Below are 19785 nucleotides of genomic sequence, written 5' to 3' on the forward strand. Positions count from 1 at the left end.
GCCGGGCCGCCCGGCCATTAGGATCGGCCGCCGCATCGTCCGGTGGCTGGAAGGTTTTCACGATGGGGCAGAAAACGGCAGCGAATCCGGTGCCGCCGTGGACGCAGCGCGACGAAGTGCTGTGGTACACCTGTTACCTCGCCGCCCTGCTGGCCGGCGGGCAGAGCACGCAGGACGTCCATGAGGTGCTCGCTCCGTTTCCGCCGACGATCGGCGGCGACGAAAAGTTCTGGGCCTGCGGGTCGTTCGTGCTCTCCGACTTCCGGGCGCTCGGCGACGGCAGCTGGCAGGTCAGCACGCCCGTGGTCTTCGGCACCGGCGCGGTCGGGCTGGGGCTCGTCGCCGGGACGCTCGTGGGCGGGTCGATCGCCAAGTCGCGGGCGCGCCGGGCCGCGCAGGCCGCGGCGGTGCCGCGCTGGGTCCCCATCGAGCAGGGGAACGTCTACCTGAGCCAGTACGGCTTCTACATGCACACCCCGAGCGTCCTGCGCTGGCCCTGGACCGACATCTCCGGTCTGTCGGTCGTTGCGCCCGCGACCGTGCACTTCAGCGGGAACAGCGAGCACGGCCCCATTTCCTGGATGCTCCAGTCGGATTGGGCGGAACTGCTGTTCGTCTCCTGGGCCCTTGCCGTGCACCCCCGCCACCCGCAGCTGGTGACCGGCGGGTGGCTCCCGCCCGGGTGGGTCGAACACGCCCGCTTTCACCAGCGCGCACCGCGGGCGGCGCCGGGGGCGGGCATTCCGGGCATCGCCGCCCCGGAAGCGCCGGAGACACCGGGCCAAGCCGGGTAGCCCGCCGGACCTGCTGGTCCGACCGGCACGTGCGGCCTAGCCGAGCAGGCCCAGCAGGGCGATCGCGATCAACACCACCGCGGGGGCGAGTGCGTTGATCCAGGCGCGCTGGGCGGCGGTCAGGGCGGTGCTGTTCATGGCGTTCCCGGGGGTGTGAAACCGATGCTTCCGCTCCGAACAGCGCGCCGATCATGGCCCGCGTTAACAGCTGTGATCGAACTCTCAGCTGTCCAGGTGACGGCGGTTGCGGGCGGTGAACCAGAGCACTCCGCCCGCCGCCGCCACCATCGTCGCGAACGCTGCCGTGCCGACCACGATTGCCTGAGTCATCTCGTCTCCCTCCCGAAGGTTCCGGTAACCGAGAGACGTCGAACCCCGGGAAAAGTGCACCCAGAGTAACCAGGATCACAGGGCGGCGAGCACCGCGTCGATCTCGGCGGCCAGGTCGAAGTCCTTCGCCGTCAAGCCGCCCGCCGAATGCGTCGAGAGCCGGAACGTCAGCGTGCGCCAGCGGATGTCGATGTCCGGGTGGTGGTCGGCGGTCTCGGCCAGCTCCGCCACCCGGTTCACCACCTCGATCGCCTGGGGGAAGCTCGCCAGCTCCACCTCGCGCGAGATCACCGCACCCGTCCTGGTCCAGCCCGCGCCCAGCCGTCCGTCGGCCTCGGAGTCGCTCAAGATTTCCGTCATGTCTCCATCGTCCTGCGTCCTCGACTACGCTGCACGGTTGCCACGGGAGTCCGGCGGGTGCCGGGCTGAGAGGCGGGTATCCGCGACCGTTCGCACCTGACCGGATCATGCCGGCGACGGGAGGGCTTCCCCTCCGCGTCCGGCGAAGTGCAGGAGGGTAGATGAAACGCAGGGCTGCGACGGCCATCGCCGTCGTCGGCGTGGTCGCCGCCGGGTGCTCGCTGTCGGACGGGGACGGCGGCACGCAGCAGACGCCCACCGTCACCCTCGTGACGCACGATTCCTTCCTCGCGCCGCAGGAGGTGCTCGACGCCTTCCAGAAGCAGTCGGGCATCAAGGTCTCCGTGCTCAAGCAGGGCGACGCCGGATCGCTGACCAACAAGCTGGTGCTCACCAAGGCCAACCCGATCGGCGACGTCGCGTACGGCGTCGACTCCACCTTCGCCTCGCGCGCGCTCAGCGAGGGCGTCTTCGAGCCCTACACCAGCCCGGAGGCCGACCGCGGGCCGCAGCGCTACGCCGTCGACCCCGAGCACCGGCTCTCCGCGGTCGACGTCGGCGACGTCTGCGTCAACGTCGACACGAACTACTTCACCGGCAAGGGCCTCCCCGCGCCGGAGACCTACGACGACCTGGCCGACCCGAAGTACAAGGACCTGCTGGTCGTCGAGGACCCGGCGACCGCGTCCCCCGGGCTGGCGTTCCTCCTCGGCACCATCGCCAAGTACGGCGACGCCGGCTGGAAGGACTACTGGACGAAGCTGAAGGCCAACGGCGTCCAGGTCGTCAGCGGTTGGGAAGAGGCCTACACCAAGCAGTTCTCCGGCTCGTCCGGCAAGGGGCCGCGGCCGATCGTCGTCTCGTACGCGTCCTCGCCGGCCGCCGAGGTCGGCGACGACGGGAAGCCGCGCACCAAGGCGCTGCTCGACACCTGCTACCGGCAGGTCGAGTACGCCGGCGTGCTGGCCGGCGGCAAGCAGGTCGAGAACGCCCGCAAGGTGGTGGACTTCCTGCTGTCCCAGCAGTTCCAGGCGACGGTCGCGGCCAACATGTACGTCTACCCGGCGCGCCAGGGTGTCGACCTGCCGCAGGGCTGGGCGCAGGTCGCGCCGCTGCCGCAGAAGCCGCAGACGCTGCCCGCGGACCAGGTGCAGGCCGGACGCGAGAAGTGGATCGGCGAATGGCGCACGCTCGTGCAGCAGTAGCCCCACCCCGCACCGCCCGCGGGTTGGGCCTGGCGCTGCTCGGCCTGGCTCCGATCGGCTTCCTGGTGGTGTTCTTCGCCTGGCCGGTCGTCGCGATCATCGGCCGCGGGTTCGCCGCAGGTGGCCTCGACGTCGTCCTCGGCGATCCGCGGACCTGGCAGCTGGCCGGGTTCACCGTCGGGAGCGCGGCCGCGTCGACGGTGGTCGCGGTGCTGGCCGGGCTGCCGGTGGCGTTCCTGCTGGCCCGGGTGCGGCTGCCCGGCGTCGGCCTGGCGCGGACGCTGGTGCTCGTGCCGTTCGTGCTGCCGACCGTGGTCGTCGGGCTGGCGTTCCGCGCGCTCTGGCCGGACGGCGGCGTGCTGCCGATCGTGCTGGCCAACGCGTTCTTCAACGTCGCCGTCGTCGCGCGGACCGTCGCCGGGCTGTGGGCGCGGCTCGACGCCCGGACGACCGACGCCGCCCGGGCGCTCGGCGCGTCGCCGTGGCGGGCGTTCCGGTCGGTGACGCTGCCCGCGCTCGCGCCGGCCATCGCGTCCGCCGCGGCCGTGGTGTTCCTGTTCTGCGCCACCAGCTTCGGTGTCGTGCTGATCCTCGGCGGCGCCCGCTACCGGACCCTGGAAACCGAGATCTACCTGCGGACGGTCGACCTCCTCGACCTCTCGGGGGCCGCCGCGCTGTCGCTGATCCAGTTCGCGGCCGTGGTCGCCGCGCTGGTGCTCGGCGGGCTGGCCCGGCGGCGCCGGGACGGCGCCCGGATCGGTCCCCGCGGCGCCCGGCGGCCGCGGGGCGGCGAGTGGTGGGTCGTCGGTGCCGCGGGCGTCGTGCTCGCGTTGCTGGTGACGCCGATCGTCGCGCTCCTCACCGAATCGGTGTCCACTGAGGACGGCTGGAGCCTCGCCGGTTACCGGGCCCTGACCAGCACCGGCGAGAAGGGCGCGCTCCAGGTGTCCGGCTGGGACGCCGCATTGAACTCGCTCAAGGTGGCCATCGACGCGACGCTGCTCGCGATGGTCGTCGGCGTGCTCGCGTCCGTGGTGCTGGTGGCGCTGCGCCGGTCGCCCGCGAGAGCCGCGCGGGGCCTCGGCGAGACGATGGACGCCGTCCTGATGCTGCCGCTCGGCGTGTCCGCGGTGACCGTCGGCTTCGGGTACCTGGTGACGCTCGACGCGCTGCCGGGCGACCTGCGGACGTCGCCCTACCTGGTGCCGCTGGCCCAGGCGCTGGTGATCATCCCGCTGGTGGTGCGGATGGTGCTGCCGGTGCTGCGCTCGGTCGACGTCCGGCTGCGGCAGGCCGCGTCGACGCTCGGGGCGAGCCCGCTGCGGGTGTGGCGGGAGATCGACCTCCCGCTGACGCTGCGGCCGCTGGTCGCGGCGGCGGGGTTCGGGTTCGTCGTGGCCCTCGGCGAATTCGGCGCGACGAGCTTCCTCGCCCGGCCGACGGCGCCGACGCTGCCGGTCGCGGTGGCGACGCTGATGGCGCGCCCGGGCGAGCTGAACAACCAGATGGCGTACGCGGCGTGCGCGCTGCTGATGCTCGTGACAGTGCTGGCGGTCGCGCTGATCGACCGGCTCGGGCGCGGCGGGGTGGGAGAGTTCTGATGGCGTTGTCGGTGCGGGGCCTGACTGTCCACTACGGAGCGTTCGCGGCGGTCCGCGACGCTCGCCTGGACATCGCCGACCGCGAGGTGCTGGCCCTGCTCGGCCCGTCCGGCTCGGGCAAGTCGACGCTCCTGCGCGCGATCACCGGCCTCGAGCCGTCCGCCCGCGGCACGGTGAGCTGGGACGGCGAAGACCTCGGCCCGGTCCCGGTCCACCGCCGCGGCTTCGGCCTGGTGTTCCAGGACGGCCAGCTGTTCACCCACCGCGACGTCGCGGCGAACATCGCGTTCGGCCTGCGCATGCACGGCGTCCCGCGGTCGTCGTGGGCACCGCGGGTGGCCGAGCTGCTGGAGCTGGTGGGCCTGGCCGGCTTCGAGAAGCGGCGCGTGACCGAGCTGTCCGGCGGGCAGGCACAGCGGGTGGCGCTGGCGCGCGCGTTGGCGCCGAAGCCGCGGTTGCTGCTGCTGGACGAGCCACTGTCCGGTTTGGACGCGGGGCTGCGCGAGCAGCTGGCGATCGACCTGGCGGACTTGTTGCGGCGCAGCAAGATCACGGCGTTGCTGGTGACGCACGACCAGGAGGAGGCGTTCACACTGGCGGACAGGGTCGCGGTGCTGGACGCGGGGGAGGTCTGTCAGGAGGGCGCGGTCCGCAGGGTGTGGCGCAACCCGGCGGACGACGAGGTGGCCCGGTTCCTGGGGGTGACGACGTTCGTGGACGGCACCGCGACGGACGGGCGCGTGCGCACGTCCCTCGGCGAAGTAGCTCTCCCGGAGGTCGCCGACGGCCCGGTGCGGCTGGGGTTGCGGCCGCACGCACTGCGCGTCGCCGGCGAGGGCGTGCCGGGTGAAGTCGTGGCGGCGGTCCACCGGAGGGAACACGTACGGCTGGTGGTCCGGCTGGTGGAGTCCACTGTGGACGCGGTCGCCCCGGCGGCTTCGGATCTGCGAGCGGGGGACGCGGTGAAGCTGCAGTTCGACCCGGACGGCATCGCGCTGATCGGCCAGGACACGGCGAGAAACGCATCCGCATAACGTTTCGGTGTCTGTTGTATTTGCGGGCTCTGGTCGCGCGACATCTGTCGTGCACAAAGCTCCGGATTCCGGTCGACGGCCGGATCCCGGGGTTCGCGACAACGGCCCGAGGAGCTGGTCATGGCCAATGGTGACGCAAACCTGGTGCACTCCTACCGATTCCTGCGGAAAGCGATCGGGATCATCGGGATCGCCCTGCCTTGGGTGCTGATGATCGGGAAGTCCCTCATCTGGGGCGGTGGCCTGCTGGGCTCGATCAGCGGCTACTACTACAGCGAACTGCGTGGTGTCTTCGTCGGCAGCCTCTGCGCGGTCGGGGTTTTCCTGCTGTCCTACCGCGGGTACGCCACGCGGGGCGACCTGATCAGCACCTTCGCCGGCATCGCGGCAATCGTCGTCGCCCTGTTCCCGACCACGCCTCCGGGAAACTACAACGGGACGGACCAGGTCCTGGCCGCGGTGCACGCCACGGCCGCCACCTGTTTCTTCGTGGCGCTCGCGCTCTTCTGCCTGTGGCTTTTTCCCAGCCACCCGGAAAAGCGGCCCGGTCAGCCGCCGCAGTCGAATGATCCTCGGCGCAAAATCTACGTCACGTGCGGTGTGGTGATCGTCCTGGCTTTGGTGCTCATCGCGATCTTCGGGTGGTTCGCCCACAACCGGCTCGGCCCGGTGAACCCGGTGCTCTGGCTGGAGACGATCGCGATCTTCGCGTTCGGTGTCGCCTGGTTCGTCCGCGGTACGACCGAAAAGCAGAACACCGGAAGCTAGCCGGACACCGTGTTCTCCCCGAAGCCGGGCTTGCCGGCTCCGGGGAGAACCTCAGCCGTCTCGGGTGGACAGCCTTGCGTATGCCAGCGACAGCCCGATCACGATGTAGCAAGCCGCGCGCAACGCACCCTCGCCCAGCATCTGCGTCCCCATCGGGTCCTGCAGGACCTCCGCCGGGGCCATCGACCAGTTCTGCGTCAGCAGGAACGGGTGCAGCCAGTCCAGCGACGTCAAGAACCCCAGGATCGTGAACACGATGTCGCCCGCCAGCACCGAAGCCACCACCAGCATCGGGTGCTCCGTCCAGCTGGAGATCGCCAGCGCCACCGCGCCGACCGCCCACAGCTGCAGTACCACCCAGCCCGCCACCAGCAGGATCCGCGCCAGTGCGCCGCCCAAGGACAACGTCGTTCCCGACAGCGTGAACAGCGAATCCGTGCCGTTGATGATCAGGCCCGTCACCACGCCCGTCACGCACATCGCCAGCACCGAAACCACCGACACCGTCGCGACGCCGAACGCCTTGACCGCCAGCAGGCGGCCCCGGCCGACCGGGGCGATCAGCCAGCCGCGCAGGGTTCCGTGGGACGTCTCGCCCGCGATCGCGTCCGCGCCGGCCATGGCCGACGCCAACGGCAGCAGCAGCGCCAGCGACATCACGATCGCCGCGATCGGCAGCACGAACGCGTTGTTGACCGCCGACGCCAGCAGGGCTCCGCCGCCGTCGTTCGGGCCCCCGCCCGACGACGCCGCGTCGTCCACCAGGGTCAGGCCGATGCCGATCACCACCGGGATCAGCGCCAGCAGCCCGAGCACGGCCAGCGTGCGCGGCCGCCGGAAGATCCAGCGCAGCTCCGCCGCCAGCAGCCGGGTCAGCGGCACCGTGTCGTGGCCCGTGCGGGCCGCCGGTGCTTCCAGGACCGCGGTCATTCCGCCCCCTCCGTCAGCCGCGCGAACAGGTCTTCCAACCCGGTGCGCGCCCGCGTCGCCTCGTGGACCGCGACCCCCGCGCCCACCAGGACCTCCAGGACACGGGGGGCGGCAGTCGCGGTGAGGTCCGCCCGGACGCCGTCCGGCGTGAGCCGCGCGCCGATCCGGTTGTCCCGCAACACTTCCATCGCCTTCTCCGCGTCCGGCGTGCGGACCAGCAGGGCCGCGTTCCCCGACTCCAGCAGCTCCGCCAGCTCGCCCTGCGCGACGACGTTCCCCGACTGCAGCACGGCCACGTGCGTGCAGGTCGCCTCGACCTCGGCCAGCAGGTGCGACGACACCAGCACGGTGACGCCCTCGGCGTGCAGCTCGGCGACGATCCTGCGGATCTCCCTGGTACCCGCAGGGTCGAGGCCGTTGGTCGGCTCGTCGAGGACGACCATCTTCCGCGGCACGAGCAACGCCGAAGCGAGCCCGAGCCGCTGCTTCATGCCGAGCGAGTACCCCTTGTACCGCCGCCGCGCCGCGCCGGTCAGGCCGACGCGCTCCAGCGCTGTGTCTACTGCGGACGGAATGCCGGCCGACGACAGCCGCGGTTCGGCCGCGGCGAAGCGCAGCAGGTTGTCGCGCCCGGACAGGAACGGGTGGAAGCCCGGCCCCTCGACCAGCGCGCCGACGTCCGGCAGCGCGTGCGCGGCCGCGTCCGGCATCGGACGGCCGAGCAGCTCGACCTCGCCCTCGGTCGGCCGGACCAGCCCGAGCAGCATCCGGATGGTCGTCGTCTTGCCCGAGCCGTTCGGCCCGAGCATCCCGACCACCGCGCCCGCGGGGATGTCGAGGTCGACGTGGTCGACCGCGACCGTGCTGCCGTAGACCTTGCGCAACCCCCGGGTGCGCGCGGCCAGGGGGACCGCCGGGGCGGACGCCTCCGAAGAGACCTCCGCCCCGGACTGCACCGTCGTGCTCGTCACTTCTGACCCAGCGCCTCGTACAGGACCTGCTCCGGCACCGCACCGGCGGCGAAGCGGCCGTCGTCGGTCAGCACGGCGGTGCCGACCTTCGTGGTGAAGAGGTAGCCGCTGCCCCAGGTGCCGCTGACCTTCTTGCCGAACCGCTCGAGCAGCGCCTTCGGGTCGGCGTTGGCCCCCCGGCCCTCACGCCCGGACTGCTTCGGCGCCGCGTTCAGCGCGTCCGCCGGGACCTTGCCGGTGACGACGGTGTCCCAGCCGTCGCCGACGACCTTCGTGTCCTGCTTGGCCTGCTCGGCCAGGTCCTTGGCGTGCTGGTCGACCTGCGGCGTCTTCTCCTGCACCTTCGCGCCCTTCGGCGGGGTGAAGGTGAACAGGTCGGCCGGCTGCTGGGTGAACTCGATCTCGGTGAACGCGACCTCCAGCGCCGGCGTCGCCGTGCCGTTGCTCAGCACCGACACCCGCAGCGGCATCCGCGTCTGCGAGTCGACCGCGACGCGGATCTCGCGCAGCAGCGTCCGCTCGGTCGGCTTCGGCGTCAGGACCAGCTCGTAGGCCGAGCGGCCGGCGACGGACGCGGTGCCGTCGACCGACACCGTGCTGCTCTCGCGGACCTTCGCCAGCAGCTCGGTCGACGCCGCCAGCGGGTCGGCCGTCTTGTCGCTGCCCGCGCCCTTGCGCTGGGCCACGTCGGCCGGGACGGTCAGCTTGGTCGCGGTGTTCGTCTTGGAGCTGTAGTCCCAGACGGTGGTGCCGTCGTGGACCACGGTCTCCTGGCTCGCGCCCTGCGTGACGGCCAGCCGGCTCTTGCCCGCGCCGTCGGTGAAGATGTGGGCGGAGTCCATGTTCAGCGCCTGCGCGCCCGGCACCGCGTTCCCCACCGCGGGCAGGCCCAGGTCGTTGCTCACCTTCAGCGTGCCGTCGAACGCGCCCGGCTTCGCCTTGACCACCGACTGCACCAGGTCCTCGGCGCTCACCTGCGGCAGCGCCGGCTTGTCGTCGGCACTGGCCGGCATCGCGACGAACGCGAGCCCGCCGGCACCGAGCGCGGTGCCGAGGACAGCGGCCGTGATGCCCTTCGTCTTCGGTTTCATGCGTCTCTCCCTGTGGTGTTCCCGGACTCGAGTGTGCCCGGCTCCCTGGCCACGACGCTTCCCTCTCGAGGCTGAGATACCCCTGAAGGTTCCCTCTCCGACACTGAGATCGTGCTGAGAGCTGACGCACGACCTGCGGAAACCGGCCATGATGAGTCTCGTGAAACCTCGGGTGCTGGTGGTCGACGACGAACCGGGCGTGCGCAAGGCCCTGCAACGCGGGCTGCGCGCGGAGGACATGGACGTGGTCACCGCCGCGGACGGGCCCACCGGCCTGCAGCTGGCGAGCACGGGCTCGTTCGACGTCATCCTCCTCGACATCATGCTGCCGGGCCTGTCCGGCTACCGCGTGCTGGAACGGCTGCGCAAGGACGGCGTCATGACGCCGGTGCTGCTCGTCTCGGCCAAGGACGGCGAGATCGACCAGGCCGACGGCCTCGACCTCGGTGCCGACGGCTACCTCGTCAAGCCGTTCTCGTTCGTGGTGCTGGTCGCGCAGGTCCGCGCGGTGCTGCGCCGGGCCGGGCCGGAGGCAGGCCGCGGGACGCTCCGGCTCGGCGCGCTGGCCGTCGACCGCGGACTGCGGCAGGTGCACTGGCACGACGAAGAGGTCGGGCTGAGCCCGCGGGAGTTCGCGCTGCTGGAGGTGCTCGTCGGCCGGGCGGGCACGGTCGTCACGAAGGACGAGCTGCTGCGCGCGGTCTGGGGCGAGGAACAGGCCGTGACGCGCAACCTCGTCGAGGTCTACGTCGGGTACGTGCGCCGCAAGCTCGACGCCGTCGGCGCGGGTGCCCTGCTGCGGACCGTGCGGGGGCACGGCTACCTGGCGTCCGACGCGCAGCTCGACGAGGTCATCACCCCGTGATCTCCTGGTGGCGGGGCCGGTCCCTGCAGGCCCGGATCACCGTGCTGGCCGCGACGATCACCCTGGCCTGCCTGCTCGGGCTCGCGACGCTGGCCGCGTCGAACCTCTCGCCGCTGCTCATCGGCTCGGTCGACCGCGAGCTCTCCGCCGCGCTCGGCCCGGCGGGCGCCGAGGTGAGCGCCGGGCGCGCGCTGTCCGGTGCCGCGCCGGTGACGCTGCGGGTGCTCGACATCGCGGGCACGCCGGTGGACGGCGGCACCCCGACCGGGCTCGCGTCTTCCGACGTGTCGACGCTCAAGGCGGGACAGCCGGTGCAGCGCGACGGCGCGCGGTACCTCGGCACGGTCGTCAGCGCGCCGGACGGGTCGCAGCGGCTGGTCGTCGCCGGGGCCGGCCTGGTCGGGTTCGCCGCCGCGGTGCACTACGGCGGCGTGTGGCTGGTGGTCGTCGCCACGGTCGGTGCGCTGGTCGCGGGGTTCGCGACGTGGCTGGTGGTACGCCTGTCGCTGCGGCCGGTCGCGCGGATGCGGGGTTCGGTGCGATCGCTGCCGCCGGGGGCGCGGCTGGCGCTGCCGGACTCGCACGACGAGCTGCGGGCGCTGGCGGAGGAGTTCAACGCGCTGCTGGAACGGCAGGAGCAGGCGGCCGAGCGCCTCCGGCGGTTCACCGGCGACGCGGCGCACGAGCTGCGGTCGCCGGTGGCGTCGATCCGGGTGCAGGCCGAGGTGGCGGTGGCCAACCCGGATCCGGAGCTGGCGCAGGAGACGCTGTCGGACATCCTGACGGAGGCCGAGCGGCTGTCGTCGCTGCTGGACGGGCTGCTGTCGCTGGCCAGGTCCGACGCGGGGGAGGTGCCGCCGTCGTCACCGGTCGAGCTGGTGAGCGAGGTGCGTTCGGCGGTGGCCCGGCTGCCGGCCGGGGCGCCGGAGACCCGGGTGAGCACGGCGGTCGCGCAGGCGTGGGCGTCTTCCGCGCACGCGGAGGTGGAGCTGGTGCTGGACAACCTGCTGCGCAATGCGTGCCGGTACGCGCGCGGGCAGATCGTGGTGTCGGTGCTGGCGTCGCGGTCGTCGGTGCGGGTCGTGGTCGACGACGACGGGCCGGGGATCGCGCCGGAGCACCGCGAGAAGGTGTTCGACCGGTTCTACCGGATCGCGGACGACCGGGCCCGGTCCTCGGGCGGCACGGGTCTGGGGCTGGCGATGGTGGCGGAGACGGTCCGGCGCCGGGGCGGGCGGGTCCAGGTGGGCGAGTCGCCGGACGGCGGGGCCCGGTTCGTGGTCGTCTGGCGCGCGGCCGCGGGCCGGGAGGCGTGACGGAACGGTCGGTTGGCGTACCCAGCGGGTCGGTTCGCGTAGCTGGAGGGTCGGATCGCGTGATCGGGGGCGTGTCTCGCGTGATTGGAGGGGCATCTCGCGTGATTGGAGGGGCATCTCGCGTGATTGGAGGGGGATCTCGCGTGATTGGCGGGGCGACACGGTGTGCGGCCGGGGTGGGGGCTTCCGGGTAAGTTCCGGGACTGTGAACGCTGTGATCGTGGGAGCCGCCCTGGTGCGGGACGGGAAGCTGCTGGCCCAGCAGCGGGCCTGGCCGCCGAAGCACGCCGGGCAGTGGGAACTGCCCGGTGGCCGGGTCGAAGACGGGGAGTCCGAGGCGTTCGCGCTGGCCCGCGAGTGCAGCGAGGAGCTCGACGTCGTCGTCGAGGTCGGCGACCGGGTCGGGGAGGACGTCCCGCTGCCCGGCGGGAAGGTCCTCCGGATCTACGCCGCGACACTCGTCTCGCCCGGGGAAGAGCCGCGGGCCGTCGAGCACCGAGCCTTGCGCTGGCTCGGGCCCGACGACCTCGACGACGTCGACTGGCTGCCCGCCGACCGGATCCTGCTGCCTGCCTTCCGCGCGCTGCTCAGTTAGCCCCGATCATCCGCAGCGCCGCGTCGAGCCGGTGCGACCCGCGCTCGCGGGCGCGCTCGGCACCCGCTTTCCGCACCCGGTCCAGCTCCGAGACGTCGTCGAGCAGCGCCGACGCCCGTTCACGCAACGGCCGCAGCTCCTCGATCACCGCGTCGGCGACGGCGTCCTTCACCGCGCCGTAGGAGCCGAACTCGTCGGCGAGCTCGGCCGGGGACCCGCCCCGGCAGGCGGCCAGGATCTCCAGCAGGTTCGAGATCCCCGGCCGGGTCTCCGGGGCGTGGACCGGCACCGAGCCGCCGTCGGTGACCGCGCGGCGGATCTTGCGGCGGATCTGGTCCGGCTCCTCCAGCACGAACACCACGCCCACCGCGTCCCGCGCCGACTTCGACATCTTGCGCGTCGGGTCGGCCAGGTCCTTCACCCGCGCGCCCGACGGCGGCAGCACCGCGCGCGGGATGGTGAACACGTCGCCGTACGTGCCGTTGAAGCGCTTGGCCAGCGTGCGCGTCAGCTCGACGTGCTGGCGCTGGTCCTCGCCGACCGGCACCTCGTCCGCGCCCTGGAGCAGGATGTCCGCGGCCATCAGCGCCGGGTACGTCAGCAGCGACAGCCGCACCCCGGCCTGACCTTTCGATTTCTCCTTGAACTGGATCATCCGCGCGGCCTCGCCGTAGTTGCAGGTGCACTCCAGGACCCAGGTCAGCGCGCCCAGCTCGCGGGCCAGGTCGGACTGGACGAACACCCGCTCGGGATCGATGCCGGCGGCGATCAGCACCGCCAGCTGTTCACGCGCCAGTGACCGGAGTTTCGCCGGGTTGTGCGGCGTCGTCATGCCGTGCAGGTCGGCGACGAAGTACAGGTCGTCCGCGCCGCCTTCGCGCGCCCAGCGGCGCACGGCCCCGAGGTGGTTGCCGAGGTGGACGTGGCCGGACGGGGTGATGCCGGACAGCTTGCTCATGGCTTTTCCTTCCGAGGTGGGACCACCCCGGAGAAGGCATGAAAAAGGCCGCCCGTCCGGGGCGGCCGCTGGTGATCAGCGCAGGACTGGGACGGCCGCCGAGGGCGGCCACCAGGACGTCTGCACGCGCATACGGCGAGCATAGGCGCGAAGTGGCGTGCGGGTCTACCGTCTAACCATGTATGTCGTCCTGTTGAACTACACAGCACCGATCGAGGAGATCGACTACGCGCTCCCGGACCACGCCGAGTGGCTGAACAAGCAGTACGAGCACGGCCACTTCCTGGCGTCGGGACGGCGGAACCCGCGCACCGGCGGCGTGATCATCACGCGGCCGATGTCCCGCGGGAAGCTGGACGCGATCCTGGCGTCCGACCCCTTCTGCGTGCAGCACCTGGCGCAGTACGAGGTGATCGAGTTCTCGCCGACCAAGACCGCCCCGGAGCTGCGCTTGCTCAACGAGGCGGTACCGCATTAGGCGGCCAGGTCTTCCTTCGCCTTCTTCAGAGCCAATACCGGGCACTTCTTGCAGCGCGGCTTCGACCGGCAGCACTTCTTCTTGACCTTGCCGGCCTTCATGAGCTTGCGCACGACCTTCCGCGGGTCTTTCGGCTTCTTGCCCACGCGCACGCACCTTCCGGATCGGCGACCTTCACCGGGTTTCCACGTTAGGTCAGCCTAACCGAGAGGGGGGCGTGGGGCCGCTCACAGCGGGGTGGCAGGTATCCTGGGTGAGGTCCGCGTGTGACCAGAGCCGGTCACGGGATGCCTGAACGGCTGCGCGGCCATCCAACCCTTGAAGTTCAGGAGTTCTCGCGTGCCCGCAGCCAGCGCTACCGTCGAAACCGGCCGGCCGACCGGTAAGACCCGGCCCGACCTGCGCAATGTCGCGATCGTAGCCCACGTCGACCACGGCAAGACCACCCTCGTCGACGCGATGCTGCGCCAGTCCGGCGCCTTCGCGGAGCGTGCCGAGGTCGTCGACCGCGTGATGGACTCCGGGGAGCTGGAGCGCGAAAAGGGCATCACGATCCTCGCGAAGAACACCTCGATCCACCGCCAGACGCCCGAGGGCCAGGTGACGATCAACGTCATCGACACCCCCGGCCACGCCGACTTCGGTGGCGAGGTCGAGCGCGGCCTGGCCATGGTCGACGGCGTCGTCCTGCTGGTCGACGCGTCCGAGGGCCCGCTCCCGCAGACCCGGTTCGTGCTCCGCAAGACCCTCGAAGCCGGCCTGCCGGTGATCCTGCTGGTCAACAAGACCGACCGGCCGGACGCCCGGATCGCCGAGGTCGTCGAGGAGACCCACGACCTGCTGCTCGAGCTGGCCAGCGACATCGAGGACGCCGACCACGACGCGATCCTCGACCTCCCGGTCGTCTACGCCTCCGCGCGCGCCGGCAAGGCGAGCCTGGAGCAGCCCGCCGACGGCGAGGTCCCGGAGAGCGAGAACCTCGACCCGCTGTTCGACACGCTGCTGCGCCACGTGCCGCCGCCCGCCGCCGACCTCGACGCGCCGCTGCAGGCGCTGGTCACCAACCTCGACGCGTCCAACTTCCTGGGCCGCATCGCGCTGATCCGCATCCACGCCGGCAAGCTGCGCAAGGGCCAGACCGTGGCCTGGATGCGCGCGGACGGCACCACGCAGAACGTGCGCATCTCCGAGCTGCTGGTCACCGAGGCGCTCACCCGCGTCCCGGCGACCGAGGCCAGCGCGGGCGAGCTCGTCGCCATCGCGGGCATCCCGGACATCACCATCGGCGACACGCTCGCCGACTCCGACAACCCGGTCGCGCTGCCCCGGATCACCGTCGACGAGCCCGCGATCTCGATGACCATCGGCGTCAACACCTCGCCGCTGGCCGGGCGCAACGGCGGCGACAAGGTCACCGCGCGGCTGGTCAAGGCCCGCCTCGACCAGGAGCTGATCGGTAACGTCTCGATCCGCGTCCTGCCGACCGAGCGCCCCGACACCTGGGAGGTCCAGGGCCGTGGCGAGCTGGCGCTGGCCATCCTGGTCGAGCAGATGCGCCGCGAAGGCTTCGAGCTGACCGTCGGCAAGCCGCAGGTGGTCCTGCGCACGATCGACGGCAAGCTGCACGAGCCGTTCGAGCGCCTCTACATCGACTCGCCGGAGGAGCACCTCGGCGCGATCACCCAGCTCCTGGCCGCCCGCAAGGGCCGCATGGAGGACATGAGCGGCAACGGCACCGGCCGGATCAAGCTGGAGTACGTGCTCCCGTCGCGCGGCCTGATCAGCTTCCGCACCGACTTCCTCACCGAGACCCGCGGCACCGGCATCGCGAACCACGTGTTCGAGGGCTACTTCCCGTGGGCGGGCGAGATCCGCACCCGGCACAGCGGTTCCCTGGTCGCCGACCGGTCGGGCCCGGTCACCGCGTACGCGATGATCCAGCTGGCCGACCGCGGCACCTTCTTCGTGGAGCCGGGCGCGGACGTCTACGAGGGCATGGTCGTGGGTGAGAACCCGCGCTTCGAGGACCTCGACATCAACATCACCAAGGAGAAGAAGCTGACCAACATGCGTCAGTCCTCCGCCGACGTGATGGAGACGCTGGCCCGGCCGCGCAAGATGGGCCTGGAAGAGGCCCTGGAATTCTGCTCGGTCGACGAGTGCGTCGAGGTCGCGCCCGAGGTCGTCCGGGTCCGCAAGGTCACCCTGGACGTGAACACCCGCGCGAAGGAGCGTTCGCGCGCCAAGAGCCGCGACAACGGCTGATTCGCCTCGAAAAAACCTCCCGGTGCCGCGCACCGGGAGGTTTTTTCGTGCCCGTTCCCCTACGCTGGGTCGGCCGGTGCGAACCCAGCGTCAGAAATTGCCGCGTTCTTCTCCTTATATCTTTATAGGGGTCGCGACGGCTTCATCACCTGGCGCCGGCCACCGGTGTGAACCGCATTCGTGTCCGGCCCGTGTTCGTTCCGCCGTTCCGGAACGGTCCGGGAACCCGGACGGCGTGCCGCGCGTCCTTTCCGGTAGCGCCACCTTGGGGCGGCGGGGCGGCCCGATCCGGGTATGGGAATCTCGGTTCCGGCGGCGAAGGCGGTCGTGGGAGCATGGCTGACCCGATCGGGGCGAAACTGGGAGGAACGGGGCGTGCGGGTGAATCGCAAGGCGGTGCCGGTACTGGCACTCGCGGCCGTGCTGCTCACCGCCTGCTCCAACACCCCGCCACCCCCGGTCGTCTCCTCGTCGGTCGCGCCCGTGTCCACCACCGGCAAGACGCCGTCGCAGATCGTCGTCGGCGTCGACGACGTGCTCGGCGGGTACAACCCGCACAACCTCGCGGACTCGTCCCAGGTCACGTCCGCGCTCTCGCAGCTGCTGCTGCCGTCGGTCTTCCGCCAGAAGGACGACGGCACCACCCAGCTGGACAAGAACCTGATGAAGTCCGCCGAGGTGATCTCGCAGCAGCCGTTCGTGGTGGCCTACGAGATCCGGCCGGACGCGTCCTGGTCCGACGGCGCGCCGATCGCCGCCGAGGACTTCGACTACCTGCGCACCCAGCTGCGGGACCAGCCCGGCGTGATCGGGCCCGCCGGCTACCGGCAGATCACCGACCTGCAGTCCCGTGAAGGCGGCAAGCGCGTCGAGGTCACCTTCGCCAAGCCCTACCCGGGCTGGCAGACGCTGTTCTCCGACCTGCTGCCCGCCCACCTGCTCAAGGACGCGCCCGACGGCTGGCGCGGGGCGCTCGCGTCGAACTTCCCGGCCGTCGCCGGCCCGTTCTCGATCAAGAGCCTGGACACCGCCCGCGGCGAGGTGATCCTCGAGCGCAACGAGCGCTACTGGGAGAAGCCGGCCGCGATCGACCGGATCGTGCTGCGCCGCTCGGACCAGAACACGCTGCTGGCCGCGCTGCGCAGCGGCAACGACCAGTTCGCGCTGGCCCGCACGAGCGGCGACGAGCTCAAGCTGCTCGGCGAGCTCGGCCCGGCCGTCAAGCTGCACACGGTGGCCCGGCCGGTGGTGGCCGACGTGCTGCTGCGCCCGGTCAGCGCGACCCTGCAGGACGCCCAGGTCCGCGCGGGCGTGGCCGCGCTGATCGACCGCGCCAAGCTGATCACCGAGGGCGTCAACGGCGGCCCGTCGTCGGCCCTGCACGCCGACGCCCAGGTGACCGCGCCGTCGGTGAAGGGCTACGCGGCGACCATCCCGCCCGGCCCGCCCACCGCGCCCGACGTCGCCAAGGCCGAGCAGTCGCTGAAGGCGGCCGGCTACACGAAGACCGCGGGCACCTGGCGCAAGAACGGCAAGGCGCTCTCGCTGGTCATCGCCTCGCCGCTGGCCCAGGAGCCGTACGCGACCATCGCCAAGGAGCTCACCGGCGAGCTCGCCGCGCAGGGCATCGAGGTCAACGCGATCACGCCGCAACCGCGTGACCTGTTCAGCGGCCTGCTGGCGATGCCGGTCGTCGGCGGCGTCCAGCAGCCGACCGGCGATTCGGCGGGCAACGTCGGGGTCGACATCGCGGTCGTCCCGCAGGCGGTCGGCGGCGACGCCGCGTCGGTGCTCGCGTCGACCTTCGGCTGCCGCCCGGAGCAGACGGCCGCCGGGGTGGACAAGACCAAGCCCGTCGTGCCGGGCAACGCGGCCGGGTTCTGCGACCCGGCGCTGCAGCCGTCGATCGAGGCGGCGCTGTCCGGATCGACCCCGATCGGCGAGGCGCTCACCACTCTTGAGCCTGAACTTTGGCGCCAGAACGTGGTGATTCCGTTGTTCCAATTGGCTGACACCCTGGCGATCGGATCGGGCATCTCGGGCGTCACCCCCGGTCCCCCCATGGTGGGCCCGTTCGGGTCGGCGGTGAACTGGACTCGCGGCCCGAAGTAATCGGTTGGCTACGCATTCAGTACTACCGGGTGATCTTTACCAACGCCTTCGAGTGGGACGTTGTGAATCCATGAGGTAACCGTCGTATTTCTGGATGTCGACTGGAAGTCACCCTTTGGTCACGATCGACCCGGAACTGGTGACTGTCGGTGCTTTTCCTTTCTAGCGTGCTCCCGCAGTGCGCCAGTTGAGTGTCGCTTGGCGTGTCGTAGGCTCCGGCCCATCCAACCGGAGCGGTGTGGGCCCTTGTCCCGATATTCAAGGGCTCAGTGCTAGGAGGGCACACTTCATGAGGAGATCCAAAGCAGTCTCCGCTTTGTCGCTCGTCGCCGGCGCTTCGCTGTTGCTGAGCGCCTGCAGCGGTGGTGATTCGGGTTCGGGCAACACCGACAAGAACGGATCGTCGACCGACGTCAAGGCGATGGCTGTCGGCAAGGCCGAGACCGGCGACCTGTTCAAGCTCGCGGACACCCCGGGGTACGACGGCACGGTCACGATCGGTATCGACGACGGGTACTCGGGGTACAACAACCAGACCCCGGACACCAACAGCTCGTACAACAACTACGTGCTGGCCGCGGTGCTCTCCGGCACGTTGAAGCTCGACGGCAACAACAAGATCCTGCTGAACAACGACATCTTCGAGTCGTGGGACGTCACGCAGAAGGAGCCGCAGCAGGTCACGTACAAGATCAAGCCGAACATCAAGTGGTCGGACGGTCAGGCCTACGACTGCAAGGACCTGTACCTGGCGTGGCTGTCGCAGAGCGGCCTGGCCAAGGGCCCGGACGGCAAGAACCCGTTCAACTCGGCCTCGACCACCGGGTACTCGCTGATCAACAAGGCGACCTGCAAGGACCCGCTGACCTTCGTCACCGACTACAGCGAGCCCTACCTGGACTACAAGGGCCTGTTCAACGCGCCGTCGATCCTGCCCGCGCACGTCCTCGAGTCCAAGACCGGCATCGCCGACATCACCAAGCTGGCCCCGACCGGCGACCCGGCCCAGATCAAGGCCGCCGGTGACTTCTGGTCGAACGAGTGGAAGGGCTTCAAGGCGGACATCATGCCCGCTTCCGGCCCGTACAAGATCACCGCGTTCGACGCCAACCAGAAGGCCGTCACCCTCGAGAAGAACCCCATGTGGGCCGGCGGCAAGGGTGGCCCGTCGAAGATCATCGTCCGCGCCATGGAAGACACCAAGGCGATGGCGACCGCGCTGCAGAACGGTGAGATCGACGTTGCCGCGTCGACCCAGCCGGACGCCACCGCGGCCCAGACGATGAAGGGCCTCGCGGCGCAGGGCGTGACCTACGGTTCGGCCTCGCAGCTGACCTACGAGCACCTCGACCTGAACTTCAAGCGCATGTTCGCCGACAAGGACCTCCGCAAGGCGTTCCTCGAGTCGGTCAACCGCAAGGAGATCACGGACAAGCTGCTCAAGGAGGTCCAGGCGGACGCGGAGCCGCTGAACAGCGTGGTGTTCTTCCAGGGTGAGCCCGGTTACACCGACCTGTACAGCAGCAAGGCCGGCCTGGGTGCCGAAGCCGCGGCCAAGACGCTGACCGACGCCGGCTGGACCAAGGGCGCCGACGGCATCTTCGCCAAGAACGGCGTGCGTGCCTCGTTCAAGATCACGCACAACCAGAACGCCCGCCGCAGCCAGACCGTCGAGATCATCATCTCGCAGGCCAAGGCGGCCGGCATCGAGGTCAAGGACGAGACCGACGCCAACTTCCTCAAGGGTGGCCGCGTCTCGACCGGTGACTACGACGTGGCGCTGTTCGGCTGGTCGGCCCAGCCGTTCAAGGCGGAGTCGAAGTCGATCTACGTCTGCCCGGACAAGGGTGGTGAGCAGAACTACCAGGCTCTGTGCGACCCGAAGATCGACGACGCCTACAACGCTGCGGTGAAGGCGACCGACGAGCAGGTCAAGCTGCAGAAGTACCAGGAGGCCGACAAGGCCATCGCCGACGACTACGCGACCCTGCCGCTGTTCCAGACGCCGAGCATGTGGGCGTTCAAGGGCATCGACCGCGTCTACATGCAGTCGTACGACGGTGTTCTGTGGAACGTCGGCGAGTGGGAGCAGAAGAAGTAGGGCTCGCCCCG

Annotated in this window: 18 protein-coding genes and 1 riboswitch; of the genes, 12 read left to right on the plus strand and 6 right to left on the minus strand. The window is 70.7% G+C overall.

From position 1 onward, the window contains the following. The first annotated feature begins 62 nt into the window (after positions 1–62). Positions 63–794, plus strand: coding sequence for a hypothetical protein (locus tag HUT10_RS34260; RefSeq protein ID WP_176174971.1), 732 nt, complete (start codon positions 63–65; stop codon positions 792–794). A 405-nt stretch (positions 795–1199) separates the two neighbouring features. Here HUT10_RS34260 and HUT10_RS34265 read toward each other — a convergent pair whose 3' ends face one another. Continuing rightward, positions 1200–1484 carry a 4a-hydroxytetrahydrobiopterin dehydratase gene (locus tag HUT10_RS34265; RefSeq protein WP_176174972.1) on the minus strand — a complete coding sequence of 95 codons (285 nt, stop codon included), beginning with the start codon at positions 1482–1484 and terminating at the stop codon, positions 1200–1202. Between the two features lie 32 nt (positions 1485–1516). Beyond that, a riboswitch (TPP riboswitch) is annotated at positions 1517–1623 on the plus strand. 22 nt (positions 1624–1645) lie between these two features. Between HUT10_RS34265 and HUT10_RS34270 the strand changes: the two genes are divergently transcribed. The 4 genes from HUT10_RS34270 (at position 1646) to HUT10_RS34285 (ending at position 6092) form a co-directional block, all read left to right on the plus strand. Continuing rightward, positions 1646–2689 carry a thiamine ABC transporter substrate binding subunit gene (locus tag HUT10_RS34270; RefSeq protein WP_176174973.1) on the plus strand — a complete coding sequence of 348 codons (1044 nt, stop codon included), beginning with the start codon at positions 1646–1648 and terminating at the stop codon, positions 2687–2689. A gap of 44 nt (positions 2690–2733) precedes the next feature. Further along, positions 2734–4290 carry an iron ABC transporter permease gene (locus HUT10_RS34275; RefSeq protein WP_176178161.1) on the plus strand — a complete coding sequence of 519 codons (1557 nt, stop codon included), beginning with the start codon at positions 2734–2736 and terminating at the stop codon, positions 4288–4290. Beyond that, complete coding sequence (locus tag HUT10_RS34280; protein WP_176174974.1) at positions 4290–5324, plus strand: ABC transporter ATP-binding protein; 1035 nt, start codon at positions 4290–4292, stop codon at positions 5322–5324. Before HUT10_RS34275 ends, HUT10_RS34280 begins: the two co-directional genes overlap by 1 nt. A gap of 120 nt (positions 5325–5444) precedes the next feature. Beyond that, positions 5445–6092, plus strand: coding sequence for a DUF998 domain-containing protein (locus tag HUT10_RS34285; RefSeq protein ID WP_176174975.1), 648 nt, complete (start codon positions 5445–5447; stop codon positions 6090–6092). 51 nt (positions 6093–6143) lie between these two features. On the opposite strand, the gene HUT10_RS34290 is transcribed toward HUT10_RS34285, so the two are convergent. The 3 genes from HUT10_RS34290 to HUT10_RS34300 are packed head-to-tail and all read right to left on the minus strand — an operon-like array spanning position 6144 to position 9084. Beyond that, a complete protein-coding gene (locus tag HUT10_RS34290) occupies positions 6144–7022 on the minus strand; it encodes an ABC transporter permease (protein ID WP_176174976.1) in 879 nt (292 codons plus the stop codon). Beyond that, positions 7019–7993, minus strand: coding sequence for an ABC transporter ATP-binding protein (locus tag HUT10_RS34295; RefSeq protein ID WP_176174977.1), 975 nt, complete (start codon positions 7991–7993; stop codon positions 7019–7021). Before HUT10_RS34295 ends, HUT10_RS34290 begins: the two co-directional genes overlap by 4 nt. Then, entirely contained in the window at positions 7990–9084 is a 1095-nt protein-coding gene (locus tag HUT10_RS34300) for an outer membrane lipoprotein carrier protein LolA (protein WP_176174978.1), read from the minus strand. The genes HUT10_RS34295 and HUT10_RS34300 overlap by 4 nt, the downstream gene beginning before the upstream one ends. Positions 9085–9232: 148 nt before the next feature. Here HUT10_RS34300 and HUT10_RS34305 point away from each other — a divergent pair, with 148 nt between their 5' ends. The 3 genes from HUT10_RS34305 to HUT10_RS34315 all read left to right on the plus strand — a co-directional run bounded on the left by HUT10_RS34305 (position 9233) and on the right by HUT10_RS34315 (position 11860). Continuing rightward, on the plus strand, positions 9233–9949 hold the full coding sequence (locus HUT10_RS34305; protein ID WP_176174979.1) for a response regulator transcription factor: 717 nt from the start codon (positions 9233–9235) through the stop codon (positions 9947–9949). Continuing rightward, complete coding sequence (locus HUT10_RS34310) at positions 9946–11265, plus strand: HAMP domain-containing sensor histidine kinase (RefSeq protein ID WP_176174980.1); 1320 nt, start codon at positions 9946–9948, stop codon at positions 11263–11265. Before HUT10_RS34305 ends, HUT10_RS34310 begins: the two co-directional genes overlap by 4 nt. A gap of 205 nt (positions 11266–11470) precedes the next feature. Continuing rightward, a complete protein-coding gene (locus HUT10_RS34315; RefSeq protein ID WP_176174981.1) occupies positions 11471–11860 on the plus strand; it encodes a (deoxy)nucleoside triphosphate pyrophosphohydrolase in 390 nt (129 codons plus the stop codon). Here the strand turns inward: HUT10_RS34315 and trpS are convergent. Beyond that, on the minus strand, positions 11853–12818 hold the full coding sequence (gene trpS, locus HUT10_RS34320) for a tryptophan--tRNA ligase (protein ID WP_176174982.1): 966 nt from the start codon (positions 12816–12818) through the stop codon (positions 11853–11855). The two genes, HUT10_RS34315 and trpS, sit on opposite strands and share 8 nt — an antisense overlap. Before the next feature lie 178 nt (positions 12819–12996). Here trpS and HUT10_RS34325 point away from each other — a divergent pair, with 178 nt between their 5' ends. Then, complete coding sequence (locus HUT10_RS34325; RefSeq protein WP_176174983.1) at positions 12997–13296, plus strand: YciI family protein; 300 nt, start codon at positions 12997–12999, stop codon at positions 13294–13296. Here HUT10_RS34325 and HUT10_RS34330 read toward each other — a convergent pair. Next, positions 13293–13442: a hypothetical protein gene (locus HUT10_RS34330; RefSeq protein ID WP_003090169.1), complete on the minus strand. Its 150-nt coding sequence runs from the start codon at positions 13440–13442 to the stop codon at positions 13293–13295. The genes HUT10_RS34325 and HUT10_RS34330 overlap by 4 nt on opposite strands. Before the next feature lie 193 nt (positions 13443–13635). Here HUT10_RS34330 and typA point away from each other — a divergent pair, with 193 nt between their 5' ends. The 3 genes from typA to HUT10_RS34345 all read left to right on the plus strand — a co-directional run bounded on the left by typA (position 13636) and on the right by HUT10_RS34345 (position 19774). Further along, a complete protein-coding gene (typA, locus tag HUT10_RS34335; protein WP_176174984.1) occupies positions 13636–15561 on the plus strand; it encodes a translational GTPase TypA in 1926 nt (641 codons plus the stop codon). Positions 15562–15936: 375 nt separating this feature from the next. Beyond that, positions 15937–17673 carry an ABC transporter family substrate-binding protein gene (locus HUT10_RS34340; protein WP_176174985.1) on the plus strand — a complete coding sequence of 579 codons (1737 nt, stop codon included), beginning with the start codon at positions 15937–15939 and terminating at the stop codon, positions 17671–17673. A 289-nt stretch (positions 17674–17962) separates the two neighbouring features. Further along, entirely contained in the window at positions 17963–19774 is a 1812-nt protein-coding gene (locus HUT10_RS34345; RefSeq protein WP_176174986.1) for an ABC transporter family substrate-binding protein, read from the plus strand. The last annotated feature ends 11 nt before the right edge of the window (positions 19775–19785 follow it).

It is taken from the genome of Amycolatopsis sp. Hca4, assembly GCF_013364075.1.
Taxonomy (GTDB): domain Bacteria; phylum Actinomycetota; class Actinomycetes; order Mycobacteriales; family Pseudonocardiaceae; genus Amycolatopsis.